General features: G+C 58.8%; 19 protein-coding genes and 1 riboswitch. Of the genes, 6 read left to right on the top strand and 13 right to left on the bottom strand.

Annotated elements, in window-relative coordinates; genetic code table 11:
- Positions 1 to 4 precede the first annotated feature (4 nt).
- The 13 genes from KI614_RS11005 to KI614_RS10945 all read right to left on the bottom strand — a co-directional run bounded on the left by KI614_RS11005 (position 5) and on the right by KI614_RS10945 (position 12,457).
- Positions 5 to 1,096: an NrtA/SsuA/CpmA family ABC transporter substrate-binding protein gene (locus tag KI614_RS11005; protein WP_226405800.1), complete on the bottom strand. Its 1,092-nt coding sequence runs from the start codon at positions 1,094 to 1,096 to the stop codon at positions 5 to 7.
- A gap of 104 nt (positions 1,097 to 1,200) precedes the next feature.
- Positions 1,201 to 1,683 (bottom strand): bacterioferritin, encoded by a 483-nt coding sequence (bfr, locus tag KI614_RS11000; RefSeq protein ID WP_226405798.1) that lies wholly within the window; start codon positions 1,681 to 1,683, stop codon positions 1,201 to 1,203.
- An 11-nt stretch (positions 1,684 to 1,694) separates the two neighbouring features.
- Positions 1,695 to 2,180: a bacterioferritin gene (gene bfr / locus KI614_RS10995; RefSeq protein ID WP_226405795.1), complete on the bottom strand. Its 486-nt coding sequence runs from the start codon at positions 2,178 to 2,180 to the stop codon at positions 1,695 to 1,697.
- Positions 2,181 to 2,250: 70 nt separating this feature from the next.
- A complete protein-coding gene (locus tag KI614_RS10990) occupies positions 2,251 to 2,508 on the bottom strand; it encodes a ferrous iron transport protein A (RefSeq protein WP_226405793.1) in 258 nt (85 codons plus the stop codon).
- A gap of 2 nt (positions 2,509 to 2,510) precedes the next feature.
- Positions 2,511 to 4,460, bottom strand: coding sequence for a ferrous iron transport protein B (feoB, locus tag KI614_RS10985; RefSeq protein WP_226405791.1), 1,950 nt, complete (start codon positions 4,458 to 4,460; stop codon positions 2,511 to 2,513).
- 15 nt (positions 4,461 to 4,475) lie between these two features.
- A complete protein-coding gene (locus KI614_RS10980; protein WP_226405778.1) occupies positions 4,476 to 4,988 on the bottom strand; it encodes a TlpA family protein disulfide reductase in 513 nt (170 codons plus the stop codon).
- Positions 4,985 to 7,117 (bottom strand): TonB-dependent receptor plug domain-containing protein, encoded by a 2,133-nt coding sequence (locus KI614_RS10975; RefSeq protein WP_226405775.1) that lies wholly within the window; start codon positions 7,115 to 7,117, stop codon positions 4,985 to 4,987. The genes KI614_RS10980 and KI614_RS10975 overlap by 4 nt, the downstream gene beginning before the upstream one ends.
- Positions 7,118 to 7,183: 66 nt before the next feature.
- Complete coding sequence (locus KI614_RS10970; protein ID WP_226405751.1) at positions 7,184 to 7,606, bottom strand: ExbD/TolR family protein; 423 nt, start codon at positions 7,604 to 7,606, stop codon at positions 7,184 to 7,186.
- Positions 7,607 to 7,608: 2 nt separating this feature from the next.
- Positions 7,609 to 8,352 carry a MotA/TolQ/ExbB proton channel family protein gene (locus tag KI614_RS10965; protein WP_226405749.1) on the bottom strand — a complete coding sequence of 248 codons (744 nt, stop codon included), beginning with the start codon at positions 8,350 to 8,352 and terminating at the stop codon, positions 7,609 to 7,611.
- A 1-nt stretch (position 8,353) separates the two neighbouring features.
- Entirely contained in the window at positions 8,354 to 8,986 is a 633-nt protein-coding gene (locus tag KI614_RS10960; RefSeq protein WP_226405747.1) for an energy transducer TonB, read from the bottom strand.
- A 107-nt stretch (positions 8,987 to 9,093) separates the two neighbouring features.
- Positions 9,094 to 9,267: a hemin uptake protein HemP gene (hemP, locus tag KI614_RS10955; RefSeq protein WP_226405745.1), complete on the bottom strand. Its 174-nt coding sequence runs from the start codon at positions 9,265 to 9,267 to the stop codon at positions 9,094 to 9,096.
- A 134-nt stretch (positions 9,268 to 9,401) separates the two neighbouring features.
- Positions 9,402 to 11,501, bottom strand: coding sequence for a TonB-dependent receptor (locus tag KI614_RS10950; protein ID WP_226405733.1), 2,100 nt, complete (start codon positions 11,499 to 11,501; stop codon positions 9,402 to 9,404).
- A 150-nt stretch (positions 11,502 to 11,651) separates the two neighbouring features.
- Positions 11,652 to 11,849: riboswitch (cobalamin riboswitch) on the bottom strand.
- A gap of 185 nt (positions 11,850 to 12,034) precedes the next feature.
- Entirely contained in the window at positions 12,035 to 12,457 is a 423-nt protein-coding gene (locus KI614_RS10945; RefSeq protein ID WP_226405730.1) for a hypothetical protein, read from the bottom strand.
- A 281-nt stretch (positions 12,458 to 12,738) separates the two neighbouring features.
- Here KI614_RS10945 and KI614_RS10940 point away from each other — a divergent pair, with 281 nt between their 5' ends.
- The 6 genes from KI614_RS10940 (at position 12,739) to KI614_RS10915 (ending at position 17,091) form a co-directional block, all read left to right on the top strand.
- Entirely contained in the window at positions 12,739 to 13,434 is a 696-nt protein-coding gene (locus tag KI614_RS10940; RefSeq protein ID WP_226405728.1) for a Crp/Fnr family transcriptional regulator, read from the top strand.
- A gap of 60 nt (positions 13,435 to 13,494) precedes the next feature.
- Positions 13,495 to 13,689, top strand: a complete 195-nt coding sequence (locus tag KI614_RS10935; protein ID WP_226405726.1) for a hypothetical protein — start codon at positions 13,495 to 13,497, stop codon at positions 13,687 to 13,689.
- 492 nt (positions 13,690 to 14,181) lie between these two features.
- Positions 14,182 to 14,538, top strand: a complete 357-nt coding sequence (locus tag KI614_RS10930; protein WP_226405724.1) for an ArsR/SmtB family transcription factor — start codon at positions 14,182 to 14,184, stop codon at positions 14,536 to 14,538.
- The gene (locus KI614_RS10925) at positions 14,538 to 14,951 is read left to right on the top strand and encodes an arsenate reductase ArsC (RefSeq protein WP_226405721.1); all 414 of its coding nucleotides are present in this window, start codon (positions 14,538 to 14,540) and stop codon (positions 14,949 to 14,951) included. The genes KI614_RS10930 and KI614_RS10925 overlap by 1 nt, the downstream gene beginning before the upstream one ends.
- A 9-nt stretch (positions 14,952 to 14,960) precedes the next feature.
- Complete coding sequence (gene arsB / locus KI614_RS10920; RefSeq protein WP_226405718.1) at positions 14,961 to 16,028, top strand: ACR3 family arsenite efflux transporter; 1,068 nt, start codon at positions 14,961 to 14,963, stop codon at positions 16,026 to 16,028.
- A gap of 19 nt (positions 16,029 to 16,047) precedes the next feature.
- Positions 16,048 to 17,091 (top strand): permease, encoded by a 1,044-nt coding sequence (locus tag KI614_RS10915; protein ID WP_226405716.1) that lies wholly within the window; start codon positions 16,048 to 16,050, stop codon positions 17,089 to 17,091.

Genomic DNA, 17,091 nt, shown 5'->3' with positions numbered 1-17,091 from the left:
GGGCTTACTCGGCATAGTCGAATTGTTTGGTCTGGTACTTGCGCTGATCGGACATGACACGTTCAAGGCCATCGTAGTTCAGTGCCGTAACCACCTTTTCCCAATCTCCGTGTTTGGGAATCTTGTTTTTGCCTTGGAGGAAAGTGAATTCACTACGCAGGACAGGTGGTGAGCCGGGCGATGAAATAATGGTCGGTGCCGAGGGAACGTTCAGTATTTCGCGGCGGGTGATGGCCACGATCTGGCTGATCGGCAGCGTGGCCGGTTTGCCCGAGAATTTCTCGACATCGGCGATGGCCCACCGGGCGGCCAGTTCGGTATTTTTCTGGCTGCGTCGCATCCACTCGATGGATCGGACAAAGCCGGCTACCAGAACACGGGCGGCCTCAGGGTCATGTTTTTCGAAACTGCGACTGATCACGAAGTAGTCCGAACTCAGACCACGAAACACGATCCGGTGCTTGTCATTCTGGCTGAGTGCAATTGACGGTGCCGGCTCCCAGGCAGCAAATGCGTCGATTTCGCCGCGCGCTAGCGCATTCGGCATGTCATCGACCCGCATCGGGACGAGCGTGACATCGTTTTCCGTCAATTTGGTCGACGCCAGCCCCTGCAGCAAGGTGTGATGGGCGCTGGAATTCTCGACATAGCCAATGCGTTTGCCGGCCAGATTGCGCACCTGGATTTCACCTTTGGCAACAATCGAGGTGGATGTTTGCTTGACCAGGCCGACAATCAGCACGTCACCGGTTGCTGCACTCAGAATGGTCGGGACATCGCCGAGCAAGCCGGCTTCAAGGCGTTGGTCGGCGAGCAGTGAAAGCATGTCCGCGCCGCGTTGAAAGGGGTGAGCCTTGAGCGGGTGCCCCAGTTTGGCGAGTTGCTCGGTCATCAGCCGGTCTCGGCTCATGACGGCACTGATCAGGCCGGAAGGGTAGCCGAGCGGCTGAATTCCCAGATCCAGAGGGGGCGAAGTGGGGCTTAGCCCGTAGCGATCGAAATAGGCTTCGGCCAGCACTTGTCCGGCCGGCAGGAGCAGTGCTGCGGTCAACAGCGCACCTGTACTGAAAAATCGCCAGCGAAAATCAGCCTTCATCAAGCGGTCTCCACATTATCGATTGCGTAACGATTTGAATAATCGTTATGTCATGTTAGTCGAAAAATGTGGAGACCACAGCTTGTTTCACTGCAGACGGCGAATCAGTCGCCGCCGGCTTCCATGTGGGCTTGAAGATAATTGGGCAGCGTCACGTTGGCGATCAGGCTGTGTTGCGTTTCCAGCCAGTCGATTGCTTCTTCGCTGTGCTCAAGCAATTCTTCCAGCAAGTCCCGGCTGACATAGTCCTGCAGGCTTTCGCAGAGAGCAATGGCATCGATCAGCAGCGGACGCTGGATATCGCGTTCGTAATTCAGATCGCCTTGCAAGCATTCGACGACATGTTCTCCAATCATCAGCTTGCCGAGGTTTTGCAGATTGGGCAGGCCTTCGAGGAAAAGAATGCGTTCGATGACTTCGTCGGCTTCCTTCATGACGCGAATCGACTGTTTGTACTGGTAATCATTGAGCTTTTCCAGCCCCCAGTTGCGGAACATGCGAGCGTGCAGAAAATATTGGTTGATCGCGGTCAACTCGTTTTTCAGCACCTTATTCAGGATCTCGATGACTTTCTTGTCGCCTTTCATCGTGTTGCTCCTTAAGCCGGGGTGCCGGAATTCATCTGGCTCTGCTGGTAATTCTGCAGACCCACCAGTTCGATCAGTCGAATCTGTTTTTCAAGGTAATAGGCGTGATCCATCTCGGTATCTTCGAGCTGGATGGCAAGCATGTCGCGGGTCACGTAATCCTGGGCCTTTTCACAGGCCGCCATGGCTTTTTTCAGTTCGCCAACCACCTTGTATTCGACGGCAAGGTCGGACTTCAGCATGTCCGGCACCGTCTTGCCGACCTTCAGCGCGTCGCGCTTGGCCAGGTTGGGCGTGCCTTCGAGGAACAGGATGCGCTGGATCAGCGCCCGGGCGTGCTGGCGTTCATGGTCCGACTCATGGAGTGATTTTTCGGCCAGGTGGGCCAGACCGAAGTCGGCATACATTTCGCCGTGAATCAAATATTGATCAACTGCGGTCAGCTCTCCGGCCAGCAGGTTGTTCAGGATGTCGATGATTTTTTTGTCGCCCTTCATGGCATTCTCCGTAAATGGGTGGAACTTATGGCTGGCTGGTAAATTCAACTGGCTTGCCCGGAGGGCTATTCTAGGTGGTGGGGAGAACCTTTTCCACCCAGATGTGTCTTGCGACAGCGTGTTCCAGTGCTAGTTCCACTTCATCCGCCAAAATAACCGTCATCGGCCGCTGTTGCAAAACCCGCAGCGGGCGGTTTTCGGCCAGGCCGTAGGCGGTCAGTTGTTCGCGCTGGAGCGGGTCGATTTCGTCGCCGAGCGCGGCCAGGCGGACTTCGCTGCCGGCGGGAATGAAAGCGAGCGGCAGGCGGGCTTCGTGTTTGGGTGACATGCTCAGCTCCAGAGGGCGCGCAGCGCGATGTTGAACAGGCCGCCGATGAAGAAGGCGAAGGGCACGATCAGGCCGACCATGAGCAGCGCCGTCTTGGTACCTTGCTCCTTGACCATCATCATCAGGCTGGCAAAGCATGGGATGAACAGCGTGATGGTGATCATGCCGACCACGGCCTGGATCGGCGACAGGCTGTGGGCCATCGCGAACAGGCCGGTAGCGCCGAAGTCGCGGCGCAGGAAACCCATGACGAAGGCGGCCGAGGCTTCCTTGGGCAAGCCGAGCCAGCCGGTGACGAGCGGTTCGCCGGCTTCGATGATGGCGGGCAGGGCGCCGGTCTTGTCGAGCCCGTACATGATGAAGGTGCCGAGCAGGAAGAGCGGGATGACTTCGATCAGGTACCACTTGAGCCGGCCGCCGGTTTTTTTCAGCACATTGCCAAGGATCGGCAGGCGCATTGGCGGCAATTCGGTGACCAGCGGAATGCGCCGGCCGGGGATCAGCCGGGCGGCGAGGAAGCCGGCCAGCAGCAGGACGCCGACCATGGCCAGGGCCCAGATCAGCACGGCCGTGAAGGAGACGCCGCCCAACATGCCGAGGACGACGCCCAACTGGGCCGAGCACGGGATGGCGAGGGCGAGCAGGAAGATGGTGATCAGCCGTTCGCGCGGCGAATGCAGGATGCGTGTCGTCAGTGTCGCCATCGTTACGCAGCCGAGGCCGAGCACCATCGGCAGCACGGCGCGGCCGTTGAGGCCGATCAGCGCGAACAGGCGGTTGGCGATCACCGTCAGGCGTGGCAGGTAGCCGGAGTCTTCGAGTACGCCGAAGGCGAAGAAGAAGGTGGTGACGATGGGCAGGATCAGCGCCAGCGCGTAGGTCATGCCCATCGTCCACAGGCCGTACTGGCCGACCAGCAATTCCTGCAACCAGGGGAGGTCGACCGCAGCGGTGACGAAATGCGTGAAGGCCGGGTTCAGGATGCCTTCGAAGAGATCCTCTTCCATCAGGCCGACTAGCGTCGTCGCGCCGAAGACGCCGACGAATTCGTAAACGGCGAACAGGACGCCGAGCAGGATGGGAATGCCCCACAGCGGATGCACGACATACTGACCGATGCGTTGCGAGAGCAGCGGGCTGCTCTTGACGGCGCGCTGGATGACGCTGGCGGCCAGCGCATCGGCCGCCTCGGTGCGTTCGCGGGCGAGCAGGGTCGGCAGGTCGCCTTCCGCCCGGCTGGTCGCCGCCTGACGGAGTGCTGCCAGTTCGGCGAATTGGTCGCCGGCCGTTTCGCGCAACCAGTCGGCGACTTCCGAATCGCCGCCGAGATAAAGGATGGCCAGGCCGCGCGCTGCCAGGTGCGGGTGGGCGGCATGGCGGCTGATCCAGGCGCTGACCCGGCCGATGTCGTCCTCGATTGCCGCGTCGTAGCGGAGCAGGGCTTGCGGCACCCGGGCTTGGCCCAGGCTGGCCGTCAGTTCGCCGATGCCTTCGCCGCCGGTGGCGACGGTGGCCAGGACCGGCGTGCCGAGTTCCTCGGCGAGGGCGGGGATGTCGACGGTGACGCCGCGCGCCGCCGCCTCGTCGTGCATGTTCAGGGCGAGCACCATCGGCACGCCGAGTTCGGCGAGCAGGGCGGTCAGGGTCAGTGTCCGGCGCAGGTTCTTGGCATCGCCGACCTGGACCAGACTGCGTGCATCTTCATTGAGCAGGGCGCGCATGGTTGCTCGCTCATCGTCACTGCGTGATGGCAGTGCCAATACACCCGGCGTATCGAGCAAGCTGATTTCTGTATTGAAGCGGGCACTGGCCCGGGTGACTTCAACAGTCGTACCGGGATAGTTGGATACATTGACGTAGGCACCGGTCAAGCGGTGAAAAAGAACTGATTTGCCGACATTGGGATGACCGACGAGGAGGATGGCAGTATTTGCGTTTTTGATTGAAGGCACGTGATTTTGAAGATTTTATGAGGATGAGCAACGAGCAAGCATCGTGTTCAGCCAGTAGGGCGTTATCTCGCCAGTGAACTGGCCGCAGGTGCGACGTTCAGCATTGAGTACGACGGTATGCGGTATTGCACCGCGCGGGTTGCCGAAGCGGGCAAGCAGGCCGCGCGGGTTTTGAGGGCCGTGTAGCGCAAGAACGGGGGGGGTCAGTGCATCAAGGATGGTCGCGGGGGCGGCAGCTGTTTCTGCTGGACGCTGCAATGCGATGGTAATGACCCGGGCTTTGCCGCTACGCGCAAGCTGAGCGAGCAGCGGCATTTCACGCAGGCAGGGTGGGCAGTCGGCTCGCCAGAAATTGATGACAGTGGTTTGGGCTGTCAGGGTCGAGAGCTGAATGAATTGCCGATTATCCGCAAGCTCGAAGTCGAGTGCGGTTTTCGTGCTTTCCTGGTGGTCGACCGCAGCCATGGCCAGCGGCCCTGTTATCAGGGCAATGCCTAGCGCCAGTGAGTTGCGGAGACGGGATGTCACAGTGCGAATTTTACGCCGCCATAAATGAAGCGGCCACGATTCGGCCCCCAGATTTGTGTGACATCGATCGAGCCGGCAGCGTCGACCCACAGCATGCTTTCCTTGTCCGACTGCTTGAAGTCAAAGACATTGTCGACGCCGAGGAAGGTGCTCCATTGCTTGTTGACGCGATACTCGCCGCGCATGTCGGCAATCCAGTAGGACGGGCTCTTGTCCATCTTGCGCGAGCCGTCAAAGTTGTAGCGCTGGTTGTTGGCGTAGTCGTAGAAGCGGGCCAGGTCCATCGGGCCGGTCCAGGTGCCACGCAACATGCCGCTCCATGGGCCGCTTTCGTAGTCCAGGCGCAGGTAGGCTCGTGTTTCCGGACGGGCAAAAGCGAGCGTTCCAGCTTCCGAGAAGTTGTAGTGGAAGCGTTCGGCAGCGACCGTCGTTTCCAGCTGAGGCGTCAGCTTGTAGGTGATCGTGATGTCGGCGCCTTTGACGGTGACCGGTTTCTGGGCCGAGGTGAACAAGGTGATCGCGTCGCCGGTGGCCGCATCGGTGGCGCCCGAGTCGAGCAGCGCCATGTTCTTGATGCGGTTGTAGTTGAGCGAGCTGACCATGGCCAGACGATCGCCCGCGTAGGACAGGGCGTAGGACGCATTGTCGGAAATTTCCGCCTTGTCGATCCGGCGAACGATCCGGGTTGTATCGAGGATGCCGTGGTCTTGCTCGAAGAACGAAGTCGGCGCACGGAAACCGCGACCGACCGCGAAGCGGCTGCTCAGCTCATGGCTGTGATTCCAGAGCACGTTGAGGCGCGGCGTGTTGATGCCGCCGAAGACATTGTGCTGGTCGTAGCGCCACGAGCCATTGACTTCGAACAGGCCGTCGAAGAAGGCTTGATAAGCTTGCAGGAAGCCGCCCGGGGTACGGTATTTGTAATTGTCGATACCGTTGTTGCTGCGTCCGCTGGCGTCGGTGCCCTGGCTGTTGAGGTCTTCATAGCGATAGGTGACGCCGGCCGTGACGAGCGATGAGCCGATCGGCTGCTGGGTGCTTGCTTCGAGGTAGTACTGCGTCTGGTCGGCCTTGTAGACTGCTTTTTCGTAGAACGAATCCTGCTTGTGGCTGGCATAGCCGGCGGCGAATCGAAGGCTGCCGTCGCCCAGCTTGCGCGTTGCGCTGCTGATCCACTGCTTGCGGTCGGTGTAAATGATTTCCGACATGCCGGCCAGCCCGTCGTTGTAGAACTTGCCGGCCTGGCCATTGGCCAGCGTGTCGCCGCCGGAACCATCCGGTGTGACCCAGCCCCGAGCGTCGGGCGATCCGCCTTGGCCCTTGCTCCAGTCAAACGGATTGCCACTGGTGCTTGCCTTCGTGCCGTTGTAATTGCTACCCATGGCGCCGCCCATGCGCTTTTCATCGACGATGTCGAAGCGTCCACGGAGCTTGAATCCGCCGAGGTCGTCGGCAAAGAAGCCGATGCCGCCGAGGTTGCGCTTGTAGCCGGTGTATTCCGAAATCCTGTTGTCGTCGCCGTCGACCGTGTCATGCTGGTTGTGGCTGAAATTGGCGGTCAATGCACCGCCTTCAAAAGCCTTGGCACCAAAGAGGTCGGTGTTTGTCTGGCCGTACTGGCCGAATTGATGATTGGCGAGAAACTCGTCCTTGATCGGGCGGCGTGTGACGATGTTGACCGAGCCGGCCAGCGCTTCGGGGGCGATCAGGCTGGTGCCCGCACCGCGCGAAATATCAATGCGCTCCAAGCCACCAAGGCTCACGCTATCCAGTCCGTAGGCTGAGGAGACTGACGAAAAAATCGGAATGCCGTCGATCAGCAGGGTGGTGTAGCGGCCCGGCAGGTTGTTGAGGACCACATTGCGCACATTGCAGATCGAGCATTCAACCTGCATCGCGATGCCCGGGCGCTTGTCGAGTGCTTCGGTCAACGTCGTTGCACCGGTCTTTTCCAATTCGCGTGCACCAATGGATTCGGTCGCGATGATTTCGTCGCGCAGGACGGGTTTGGAACCGAATGATTTGCCACCGGAAACGGTGATTTCGCCGAGAGTCTTGTCGGCCAGGGCGTGGCCGGAAAATGCGAGTAGCAAGGCCGCAGTGAACGGCTTGATCTGAATTTTTGACATCTGCTGCTTCCCTGAATATTTTTGTTATTACGATGAAAAAAGCCGCCTGCTGGCGGCTTTTTTCAGTTACGAACCTTCTCCGGGTTGCGTGACGAAACCAATCTTGGTCAGTCCGGCCCGGCGGGCGGCGCTCATGGTTTCGGCGACGGTTTCGTAGCGTGTGGCGCGGTCGGCCTTGAGATGCATCTCGACATGAGCATCCTGAGCGACGGCGGCCTTGAAGCGTTCTTCCAGCGTGCTGCGGTCGACCCCTTCGGAACCGATGAAAATGCGGTTTTCAGCATTGATTGCTACTTGCAGCGTCATCGGCTTTTCCGGTGTCGGCGTGCTGGCGGCGCGCGGCAGGTCGACCGGTACCGAATGCGTCATCAGTGGTGCGGTGATGATGAAGATGATCAGCAGCACCAGCATCACGTCGACCAGCGGCGTCATGTTGATTTCCGCCGTCGGCATCTGGTTCTGTTGCGAATTGAAACTGCCCATCGCCATGATTACGCGACCTCGACAGCAGCGCGGGCGCGCATCGGGTGGATCTGGGCGCTGTTGGCGACAAACGGCTTGCCGACTGTGAAGAAGGCGTGCAGGTCGTGGGCAAAGGCGTCGAGATCGGCCAGGATGACGCGGTTGGCACGGGTGAAGGCGTTGTAGGCGAAGACGGCGGGCAGTGCGACGGCCAGGCCGGCGGCGGTCATGATCAGTGCTTCACCGACCGGGCCGGCAACCTTTTCCAGTGCAGCCTGGCCGGAGATGCCGATTGCCACCAGCGCGTGGTAAATCCCCCAGACGGTACCGAACAGACCGACGAACGGGGCCGTGGCGCCGGTCGTGGCAAGCAGCGTCAGGCCGTTTTCCATGCCGGCCTGGGTGCTCGACAGTTGCTGGCGCAGGGCGCGTTCCATTTGCTCGGCCGGGTCAAAGCGGGAGGCCAGACGGCCAGTCACGGTTTCGCAATCGTGGTTGCAGCAGTTGGCCTGCTCGGCCAGTTGCGCATAAGGACTGTCGCTGCCGGCATCGCGCAGGCGTTCGATGCCTTCGGCGACGCTGCTGGCCGCCCAGAACTGGCCGACGGCGCGGGCCGAACGACGGACGGTCCACCAATCCCAGGCTTTGGCCAGGATCAGGTACCAGCTGGCAATCGACATGATCGCCAGAATGATCGCGACGCTATGTGAGATGGCGTCGCCTGCCGCCCAGAGGTGGGCGAAGCCGAAAGCGTTTTGCGTGGTTTCCTGCATGTTATTGCTCCAATTTGAAAATGATGGGTACCAAAACCCAGCTTTGAGTCGGGGTGTCGCCACGGCGGGCGGCGATGAATTTCCAGTTTTTGACGGTGTTGACCGCAGCATTGTCGAGGCGCTCACTGCCGGAGGAGGTCTTTACTTCGACCTGCTCGGCTGTTCCCTGTAGGCTGACCAGAACGCGCAGTACAACCTTGCCTTCTTCACCCATGCGGCGTGACAGCGGCGGGTAGGGCGGGGCCGGGTTGCGCAGGTAATCGGCATCGAAACGGGCTTGCGTCACCGCGAGTGCGGCCGGTGCCGGCGGGGCCGGTTTGACTTCGGGCGGGGCGGCGACCGGAGCGCTGGGCGCCGGAGCGGTACTTTGTGTGGCTTCAATCTGGGGCGCTGGGGCTTTGGGGGCCGGGCTGGGCTGCCTGACCGGTTGCGGCTTGACGACTGGCAGCGGCTTGGGTTCCGGCTTGGGTTCGGCCGGTTGCAGCAGGTCGACGACCAGCGGCATTTCCATGATCTGGGGGACGACTGTCTTGGCTGCAAAAATCAGCAGGAAGATGCCGACGTGCAAGCCGATGACAATGGTCAGCAGGCTGCTGCGTCGGCTGGTTGAAGCCTGGGAAAGGGTGTAACTCATGAATATCGTTTTCCGGATTGTCCCGAGCCGGCCGGAAAAAACCCTTGGCTGGCTGTACATGCTGGCTACGGGAACGAGAGGTACAACGGAGATCGTTGGTGGCTGGCCTATTTGGTCAGGATCAGCTTGTTTTCACGCGTCACGCGCAACAGATAGCGTTGCCCGGCGTGCATGATTTCGAGCGTCGCAGCTCCACGCAGTAATTCGCTGGTATCTATCCGGGGCAAGCTGGTGCTGGAAAGCGGTGGCGTCGATGGTGACGGCTGGTAGGGCGGGTTCATGATATTCCTGCAAATGAGAACTTGTCGCAATTTTACGTAAACGCGAATCGTTGTCAATTACATTTGTTTGCAATTTGTCGATTAATTGCTATATCAGTCGCCTGCCATTCCCCGTCAAAGCGCTCCGTGGTGCCTTAGAACGTGAAGCGCATGCCCAAGCGCAGGGTGCGCGGTTCGATCGGATGCACCAGGCGGCCATCGATGCCGCCGCCGCAACTCCCATTGGCGGCTTCGCTACGTGTGCAGGCACCGCCCCAGTATTCGATATCGTTGGCTTTTTTGTCGAACAGATTGAGTACATCGAGCGTGAATTGAAGCTGGCGATCGTAGCGATAGCCGGCTTTCAGGTTGGTCATCCAGAAGGCCGTCGATTTTTCATGCGCCGTTTCTTCAAGGGCATAGGCCCCGATATAACGCAGACGCAGGCCGCCAAAATAGCGGCCGCCCTGGTCGGCGGTCAGCCCGAGCGAGGCGGTCAGCGGGATGGCGTTCGGCACATGGCGTCCGCCGTTGTCGGCGTTGGCTGTCTTGAAGCGGGCTTCGGACATGGCCAGATCGGCATCGATGATCAGGCCATCGGTCGGCACGATGTAGTTGGACCATTCGATGCCGTGCCGCTGTGAGGCGCCTTTGGGTTCGGTAATGCCTTCATCGCCGATGAATACCAGCTCGGAGGCCAGATCCATTTGCCACAGTGACAGGCTGGTGTTCCAGCCACGCAGCGGTGCGGCACGCAGGCCGATTTCCGAGCCGCGGGCCTTGACCAGCAGCGGGACGGCCATCGTCGCTGAACCGTCCTGCGGGTTGGTTCTTGCTGTTGCACCACGCACATCGTTGCTGTGGAAGCCATTACCCCAGTTGGCGTAAAACTCGGTGGCGCCGAGCAGGTTGAAGGGGCCGATGGTGACGCCGAGTTTGGGACTGGTCTGGCCGGCACTGATATCGCCGCCATTGCTCATGTTGTTGGCGCCACCCAGGGCGCTGGCCTGGGCCCGGATTTCGTCGCGGCGCAGGCCGATGTTGCTGCGCAGCCACGGGGTCCACTGGCTACGCGCTTCGAGATAGAAACCGAGTGCCGTCTCGTTGATGCGGTCTTCGCGAACGGTGTTGGTGCGCTGGCGATTTTCCGTGCTGTACAGGCCGACATGGCTGATCCGATCCTGACGCAGCGAGATGCCGGCGGTGATTTCGCTGTCCTTGAACTGTGGACCGAGAAACCAGCTGCGGCTGGCCTGGCCGCCCCAGATGCGTCGCTCGTCAGCCTGCTCGTGCTGGTCGCCGTTCAGGCCGTTGATGTAACCGGACGGGGCAGAGAAAAGATTGAGCCCGTAGTCGATGAGATAAACATTGGCTCGCGTCGCACCCTCTTCACCGGTTCTGGCCCATTCGCCGGATAGGCTGTAGCGGTGCGTTTTGCCGCCATCGTTGGCCGACAGTGCACCGTAGCGACCGATCTCGCCGTTCTGGATGGCACGTTCGGGAACATGTTCGGTCGCCGTCCAATCCGCCTTGTAAGCCATTGCTGTGATGGCGTAGCCATTGTTCGTCGTACCGTTCGAGAGACGCAGCACGATATTTGTCTTTTTCAGGTTTTCCGGCTGATCCCAGGGGCCGTCGTTGCCGGCGAGCTCTAGTGCGCCGAGCAACTGGTGACCGGCTAGTTCACTACTGCCGGCCGTCACCAGGCGGCGAGAACCGTTGCGGCCGATACTCATGTCGACAAACGGGCTGGCCAGGCTGCGCTGATAGTCGATCCGGGCCGAGCCGGCCGTCGCGAAATCGCCATCATCCGCCGCATAGACGCCCTTGCGGTATTTGACGCTGGAGATCAGTTCCGGGATCAGGAAATTCAGATCCATATAACCCTGACCATGGCCATGGCTGACCATGTTGGCCGGCATGCCCATGACGTGGGTTGAAAAGTCGCTGCCGTGATCAAGATTGAACCCGCGCAGGAAATACTGGTTGGCTTTGCCGTCACCCGAGTGTTGTGTGACGATCATCCCCGGCACCACTTCGAGCACTTCGGCGGGTCGCAGCAAGGGGCGATTGGCCAGTTGTTTGGCGGTGACCGTACCTTCGGTGGCCGAATCGGCAACGCCGATCAGATTTTGCTGGCCACTGCTGACGGTCACTTCTTGCAGTGTCGGCACACCGGCAGCCTGGGCGCCACCCGAAAACGCAAACAGCAGGGCAGCTGTCAGGGGCGATGTTCTAAACAATTTCACTGGCATGGCGAGTCTCCGCAGGCGGGGTAGACTCGAAGGGGCGCACTTGACGCAGCGCAATCGCCACAACGGGGATTTCCCGTGAGCAGACAAGCCGGACGAACGAAAAATGGCAGCACGCACAAACCTTTCATCAGGGACACCCCGCCCCATCATTGGTTGGAAAGTTGTTGCGGCAGGTCTCCTGGCTCTCGGTTCATCGCGCTTCGCAGCCTTCCCGGGGTGAACCAGTGGCAAGAGTGGCGAAGCGCTCGCCGATAACAGTTGCGGGGGCAGCCCCGGATTTCGAGTCAGACTCGGCACCGGATTCCCTTTTAATCCCCAGCGTGGGGAACCTTCAACAGTCTGGATTCTAACGGCATGGTCGCTGGGGCGTCAATGATGTTTCTACTATGGGTAGTGGTTATGCTTGTTGTTTTCTACTGTATATGGTGTTTTTTGAATGCAGATTCCCTATCCCTGAGCCGGTCGATGTGCCGGGATCGTCGGTGGGCAATATTGGCCGCCCCCAGGCTTTGGCAGCCGTGGGGGGAAACGGCTCAGCGCTTTGCCGTAGGCGCCGGTGCGTCAATCAACTGATGAAACGCCTCATGGACATCAAAAAACGCCGCATCCACATCGATCAGTTTGCCTTTGCATTTGCCTTGCAAAGCGTTGATCGTGGCGACTAGCGGTGTCGCGTCCGAAGACTGGATGCCCTTGGCCAGTTTCTCCATCTCGGCAGCCTTGTTGCAAGCGTTGCGCGAACGTTCCTTGCCGGGACGTGCATGCCAAATCGGCGCCAGCACTGCATGAAACGCATCAACGTCTTGGGGAAATTCGTGATGGTGCTTGTGCCCCGGATTTTCGGCCAATGCGGTTGTGAGCCAAAGTGCCGACGAAACGGTAAAAAGTATCCTGCTAAGTTTGTTGATCATGACATTCCTGAAAAAGTAAAAATTTCGACATTCGGGACGATCCATACGCTATCCGAACTGTCGTATCAAATCGTCCGGCCTGGCTTTCAAAATTGACCTTGCAAAGCCACCATCGTTGGCTGGTTTGGATTGAAGCGCGGGCCAATGGAGAAGCGGCAGGATAGCAAAATGTTGCGAGAGCCTCCGAAATCCCGAATGAAAGGTAGTTATTTGGTATGGGACACACCTAGGGCCTTCGGATTGTTTTGATCCAAATCAAGCTGCGCCAAAACATCAGAGGCACATTGCACGCTCAACTGTTCCCACAGCCTGAGCCAGGAGAAGCAATGCGCGATGTAAAGTCTGTCCAGATTGATACCCTGTTGGGTCGAATCCCTTTGTTTGGAGGACTTTCCTGCGACGAGACCTTCGAAGTTGGCAAGGCCTGCCAGACGCTGAATCTCCAAAAAAACGACATGCTGTTTCGATCAGGGGATGGCTGTTCTGGTCTGATGATCGTGATGTACGGCCAGGTGAAAGTGGCATTCTCATCACCCCAGGGCACCGAGAAGGTCGTCACCATACTGGGCGCAGGGCAGAGCTTTGGACAGACCGAGCTTATTTTGGATCAGCCCTACCGTGCTCATGCGCAAGCGCTGGATGACACGCTGGTGCTACAAATCGCGAAGACGACAATTCTCGACCTGGTCACCCGTAATCCGGGCTTCACCCATAATTTGCTAAGTTCTCTGTCGCAGCAAACGCATGACCTGATGGTCGATTTGGAAGGGTATACGCTGTGCTCCGGCGCCAAGCGCGTACTAACCTTCCTGCTGCGTGAAGCAACCAATCAGGAATCATGTCAGGAAACCACTGTCATCAGGCTGTCTGCGCCTAAAAGCGTCATTGCCTCTCAGCTAAGTCTGAGCCCCGAACATTTCTCCCGGACTCTCCACGAGTTGAGCGCCCAAGGTCTCTTTACCATTCAGGGCCGCGACATTCACATCAACAGCATCTCCCGATTACAACTGGATTTGGCCTAATCAGGATTGGCGAGCGCTTGTACCCAATCCCCCCTTCCTCCCACTACCCTGGCTCGATCAATGATTGCTCTCGAGACTAATGCGATTTACACCATTGAACTGTGCAGCGGAGCTGCCCAGCAGTGGAAATACCTTGGTCAAGACAGCCGGGGATTGGTCTGGTGGATGGATGTGGAAACCAAGCAGGAATTCAACGAGGCTTCCCTGATGTATGCGTGGAGCGTGAAAGAAAAAGCACCTTCACACAGGCGGTAGTGAAATTACTGCGCACAGAGATGGGGCAGGGAATAGCAGCGAGAAGCGTATTTCCAGGCTGGAGTATTCCTCTTTCTCGACGGCTAGAGGGGTGAGTTCCTGATGCAGCGAGTCAGGAGGGGCGTCTCATCAGGCCGCGTGACTTAATCAAATTCAAGATAGTCAGCTTCATACCTGCATGATTGAACAGCAATTTAGCGTCAGCCGCATCCCAGAGTTGTTTTGTGAGTGGGTTATCGGCTACATAGCCGATGACTGACTCCATGAAGCAGTTATCTCAAGATCAGCTAGGCTTCTGAGCCTGTCTTTGGGGATGCTTGCTCGTAGCTGACTTACGGCAGACAGCTTGATTTCAATAGCCGCACATCGGACAGTTGGCTGAACGGGTGTTCTCGGCCAGAAGCGGTAATTGCCTGCCCAGCAGACCAAGGTCCGCAATCCATAACAAAAGAGTCACTGGACTTTCATCAACATTTCGACAATACTCGAATCATGGAAACCTTAAACGCCGCTGAACTTCTCGCCGCTCTGGGTCATGAATCCCGTCTGGCTATCTTCCGATTGCTGGTTGAAGCCGGGCCGGATGGCATTAACGCCAGTGCAATTGGCGAGCAACTGGGGATGGCGCCCGCCACGCTGTCGTTTCACTTGGCACACCTCAGCCGGGTGGGCTTGATTACGGGCGAACGCGAAAGCCGCTTCATTCACTACTCCGCCAACTACAGCACGATGGATGACCTCATTGCCTTCCTGACCAGCAACTGTTGCCAGGGCAATGCCTGCCTTCCCAAGACTGCTTGCTGTGACACCACCGAGAAGCGCCGCACCAAAGCTGGAAAGAAAGCCTGATGTCGAACCTCAAAACCGTGCTGGTGCTGTGCACCGGTAACTCCTGTCGCTCCCAGATGGGTGAGGCCATCCTGAATCATGACCTCGCAGGTCTAGTGCGTGGTATCTCTGCTGGAACTAGTCCCCAACCCAAAGTGGCTGACGGCGCCATCGAGGCACTGAAGCTGGCTGGCCTGCCGACCGATGGCCTGACACCCAAGACCTTCGAAGCCGTCATGCATGAAGACATCGACCTCGTGGTTAGTGTCTGCGACAACGCCAGGGAAACCTGCCCGGTCTTTCCTCGCCCAGTGAAGCGCATCCACGTTGGTTTCCATGACCCGCATGGCGAGCCACTGGACAGCTTCATTGCCGTTCGTGACGACATCCGCACTCGCTTGGTGCCGGCTGTTCGTGACGCCTTGGGGCTGTGAGGAAATAAGATGTCCGCCCAATGTGAAATGACCGCCAAAATCGCCGCCGGCGCTCCGATGAGCGTATTCGAACGCTTCCTGACTGTCTGGGTCTTCCTCTGCATCGTCACCGGCATCGCTTTTGGCCAGATGGCTCCAAGCGTATTCCAGGCTATCGGCCGACTTGAAGTGGCGCAGGTCAATCTGCCGGTCGGCTTGCTCATCTGGGTGATGATTATCCCGATGCTGGTCAAGGTCGATTTCGGCGCCCTAGCCGAGATGAAACAGCATGTGCGCGGCATTGGTGTGACGCTGTTCGTCAATTGGCTGGTCAAGCCGTTCTCGATGGCTTTTCTCGGCTGGCTGTTCATCCGCAACCTGTTTGCGCCGATGTTGCCGGCCGAGCAACTCGACAGTTACATCGCTGGCCTCATCCTGCTTGCGGCTGCTCCCTGTACGGCCATGGTCTTCGTCTGGAGCCGTCTGACCAACGGGAATCCACTATTCACGCTGTCGCAGGTCGCCATCAACGACACCATCATGCTCTTCGCTTTTGCGCCGTTGGTCGCCTTTCTGCTCGGCATTTCGTCGATTACCGTGCCGTGGAACACGTTGCTGACCTCCGTTTTGCTTTACATCGTGATTCCGGTCGCGCTCGCCCAACTCTGGCGGAAGTCGCTGCTATCCAAGGGACAAGAAGCTTTCGATGTTGCCATGACCAAGATTGGCCCGTGGTCCATCTCTGCATTACTGGCGACGCTGGTGCTGTTGTTTGCCTTCCAGGGAGAAGCCATCCTCAGACAGCCGCTGGTCATTGCTCTGCTGGCGGTGCCAATTCTGATTCAGGTGTTCTTCAACTCTGCACTGGCCTATTGGTTGAACAAGGCGGTCGGTGAGAAGCACAACGTCGCCTGCCCCTCCGCACTGATAGGTGCATCCAATTTCTTCGAGTTGGCCGTGGCCGCCGCCATCAGCCTGTTCGGGTTCGAGTCGGGGGCTGCGTTGGCTACCGTGGTCGGCGTCCTCATTGAAGTGCCGGTGATGCTGCTGGTGGTGAAGGTCGTGAATGCTTCGAAGGGCTGGTACGAAGCCCGATAAAACATAAGGAGGAAGAGTCATGACAACCCATACGCAAGCGCAAGGGCGTTTAGCTCAGTGGTGGGTCGTTGTTGTATTGGCCAGCGGTCTCTGGGTGGCCGCTTACAGCCACCTCACTGATTTTGCCAATGCCCTGCTCGCGCTGCTCGGACTGACGCGTGATACCCGATTGGGCGAGGCCATTCACTTCTTCCTTTACGACACGCCCAAGGTGTTGTTGCTCCTGACCGGTATCGTCTTCGTCATGGGTATCATCCAGACGTTCTTTGCACCGGAGCGCACTCGTGCGCTTTTGGCTGGTAAGCGTGTCGGCGTGGGCAATGTTCTGGCTGCATCACTGGGTATCGTGACGCCGTTCTGCTCCTGTTCCGCCGTACCGCTATTCATCGGCTTTCTGTCCGCTGGCGTGCCCTTGGGTGTCACCTTCTCGTTCCTCATCTCGGCGCCGATGGTCAATGAGGTCGCACTGGCACTGCTGTTCGGCATGTTTGGCTGGAAGGTCGCAGCCCTCTATCTGGGGCTTGGGCTGGCAGTAGCCATCGTCTCTGGGCTAGTCATCGGCCAGTTGAAGATGGAAAAACACCTTGAGGACTGGGTGCAGCAAATTCAGAACGGACAAGCCGCCAGCTACGAGGGTGACGAACTGGATTGGGTCGCCCGCTTCGAGGCCGGACGAGACCACATCAGGAACATCGTCGGCAAGGTCTGGCCGTACATCCTGGCCGGTATCTGTGTCGGTGCAGGCATTCATGGCTATGTGCCTGAAGATTTCATGGCCTCGTTCATGGGTAAGGATGTCTGGTGGGCCGTCCCGGCTGCCGTGCTGCTTGGCGTGCCGATGTACACCAACGCGGCCGGCATCATCCCAATTGTTGAGGCGCTGATTGGCAAGGGGGCCGCACTAGGCACCGTGCTGGCTTTCATGATGAGTGTTATCGCCTTGTCGGCGCCGGAGATGATTATCCTGCGTAAGGCTCTCAAACCCCGGTTGATTGCCACCTTCGCGGGCGTTGTTGCGACCGGAATTCTGCTGGTGGGCTACGTGTTCAATCTGGTCTTGTAA

The organism is Dechloromonas denitrificans (assembly GCF_020510665.1).
Lineage (GTDB): Bacteria > Pseudomonadota > Gammaproteobacteria > Burkholderiales > Rhodocyclaceae > Azonexus > Azonexus denitrificans_B.
Note: the sequence above shows the minus strand (reverse complement) of the source record. Positions and strands in the feature narration are given on the sequence as shown.

Coding starts and splice junctions, on each gene's coding strand:
- bfr (WP_226405795.1), bottom strand. CDS start 2,180: ATGAAGGGCGACAAAAAAATCATCGACATCCTGAACAACCTGCTGGCC.
- KI614_RS10930 (WP_226405724.1), top strand. CDS start 14,182: ATGGAAACCTTAAACGCCGCTGAACTTCTCGCCGCTCTGGGTCATGAA.
- KI614_RS11005 (WP_226405800.1), bottom strand. CDS start 1,096: ATGAAGGCTGATTTTCGCTGGCGATTTTTCAGTACAGGTGCGCTGTTG.
- KI614_RS10915 (WP_226405716.1), top strand. CDS start 16,048: ATGACAACCCATACGCAAGCGCAAGGGCGTTTAGCTCAGTGGTGGGTC.
- KI614_RS10970 (WP_226405751.1), bottom strand. CDS start 7,606: ATGGCGATGGGCAGTTTCAATTCGCAACAGAACCAGATGCCGACGGCG.
- KI614_RS10990 (WP_226405793.1), bottom strand. CDS start 2,508: ATGTCACCCAAACACGAAGCCCGCCTGCCGCTCGCTTTCATTCCCGCC.
- KI614_RS10940 (WP_226405728.1), top strand. CDS start 12,739: ATGCGCGATGTAAAGTCTGTCCAGATTGATACCCTGTTGGGTCGAATC.
- arsB (WP_226405718.1), top strand. CDS start 14,961: ATGTCCGCCCAATGTGAAATGACCGCCAAAATCGCCGCCGGCGCTCCG.
- KI614_RS10945 (WP_226405730.1), bottom strand. CDS start 12,457: ATGGATCGTCCCGAATGTCGAAATTTTTACTTTTTCAGGAATGTCATG.
- KI614_RS10975 (WP_226405775.1), bottom strand. CDS start 7,117: ATGTCAAAAATTCAGATCAAGCCGTTCACTGCGGCCTTGCTACTCGCA.
- KI614_RS10960 (WP_226405747.1), bottom strand. CDS start 8,986: ATGAGTTACACCCTTTCCCAGGCTTCAACCAGCCGACGCAGCAGCCTG.
- KI614_RS10965 (WP_226405749.1), bottom strand. CDS start 8,352: ATGCAGGAAACCACGCAAAACGCTTTCGGCTTCGCCCACCTCTGGGCG.
- bfr (WP_226405798.1), bottom strand. CDS start 1,683: ATGAAAGGCGACAAGAAAGTCATCGAGATCCTGAATAAGGTGCTGAAA.
- KI614_RS10925 (WP_226405721.1), top strand. CDS start 14,538: ATGTCGAACCTCAAAACCGTGCTGGTGCTGTGCACCGGTAACTCCTGT.
- hemP (WP_226405745.1), bottom strand. CDS start 9,267: ATGAACCCGCCCTACCAGCCGTCACCATCGACGCCACCGCTTTCCAGC.
- KI614_RS10950 (WP_226405733.1), bottom strand. CDS start 11,501: ATGCCAGTGAAATTGTTTAGAACATCGCCCCTGACAGCTGCCCTGCTG.
- KI614_RS10935 (WP_226405726.1), top strand. CDS start 13,495: ATGATTGCTCTCGAGACTAATGCGATTTACACCATTGAACTGTGCAGC.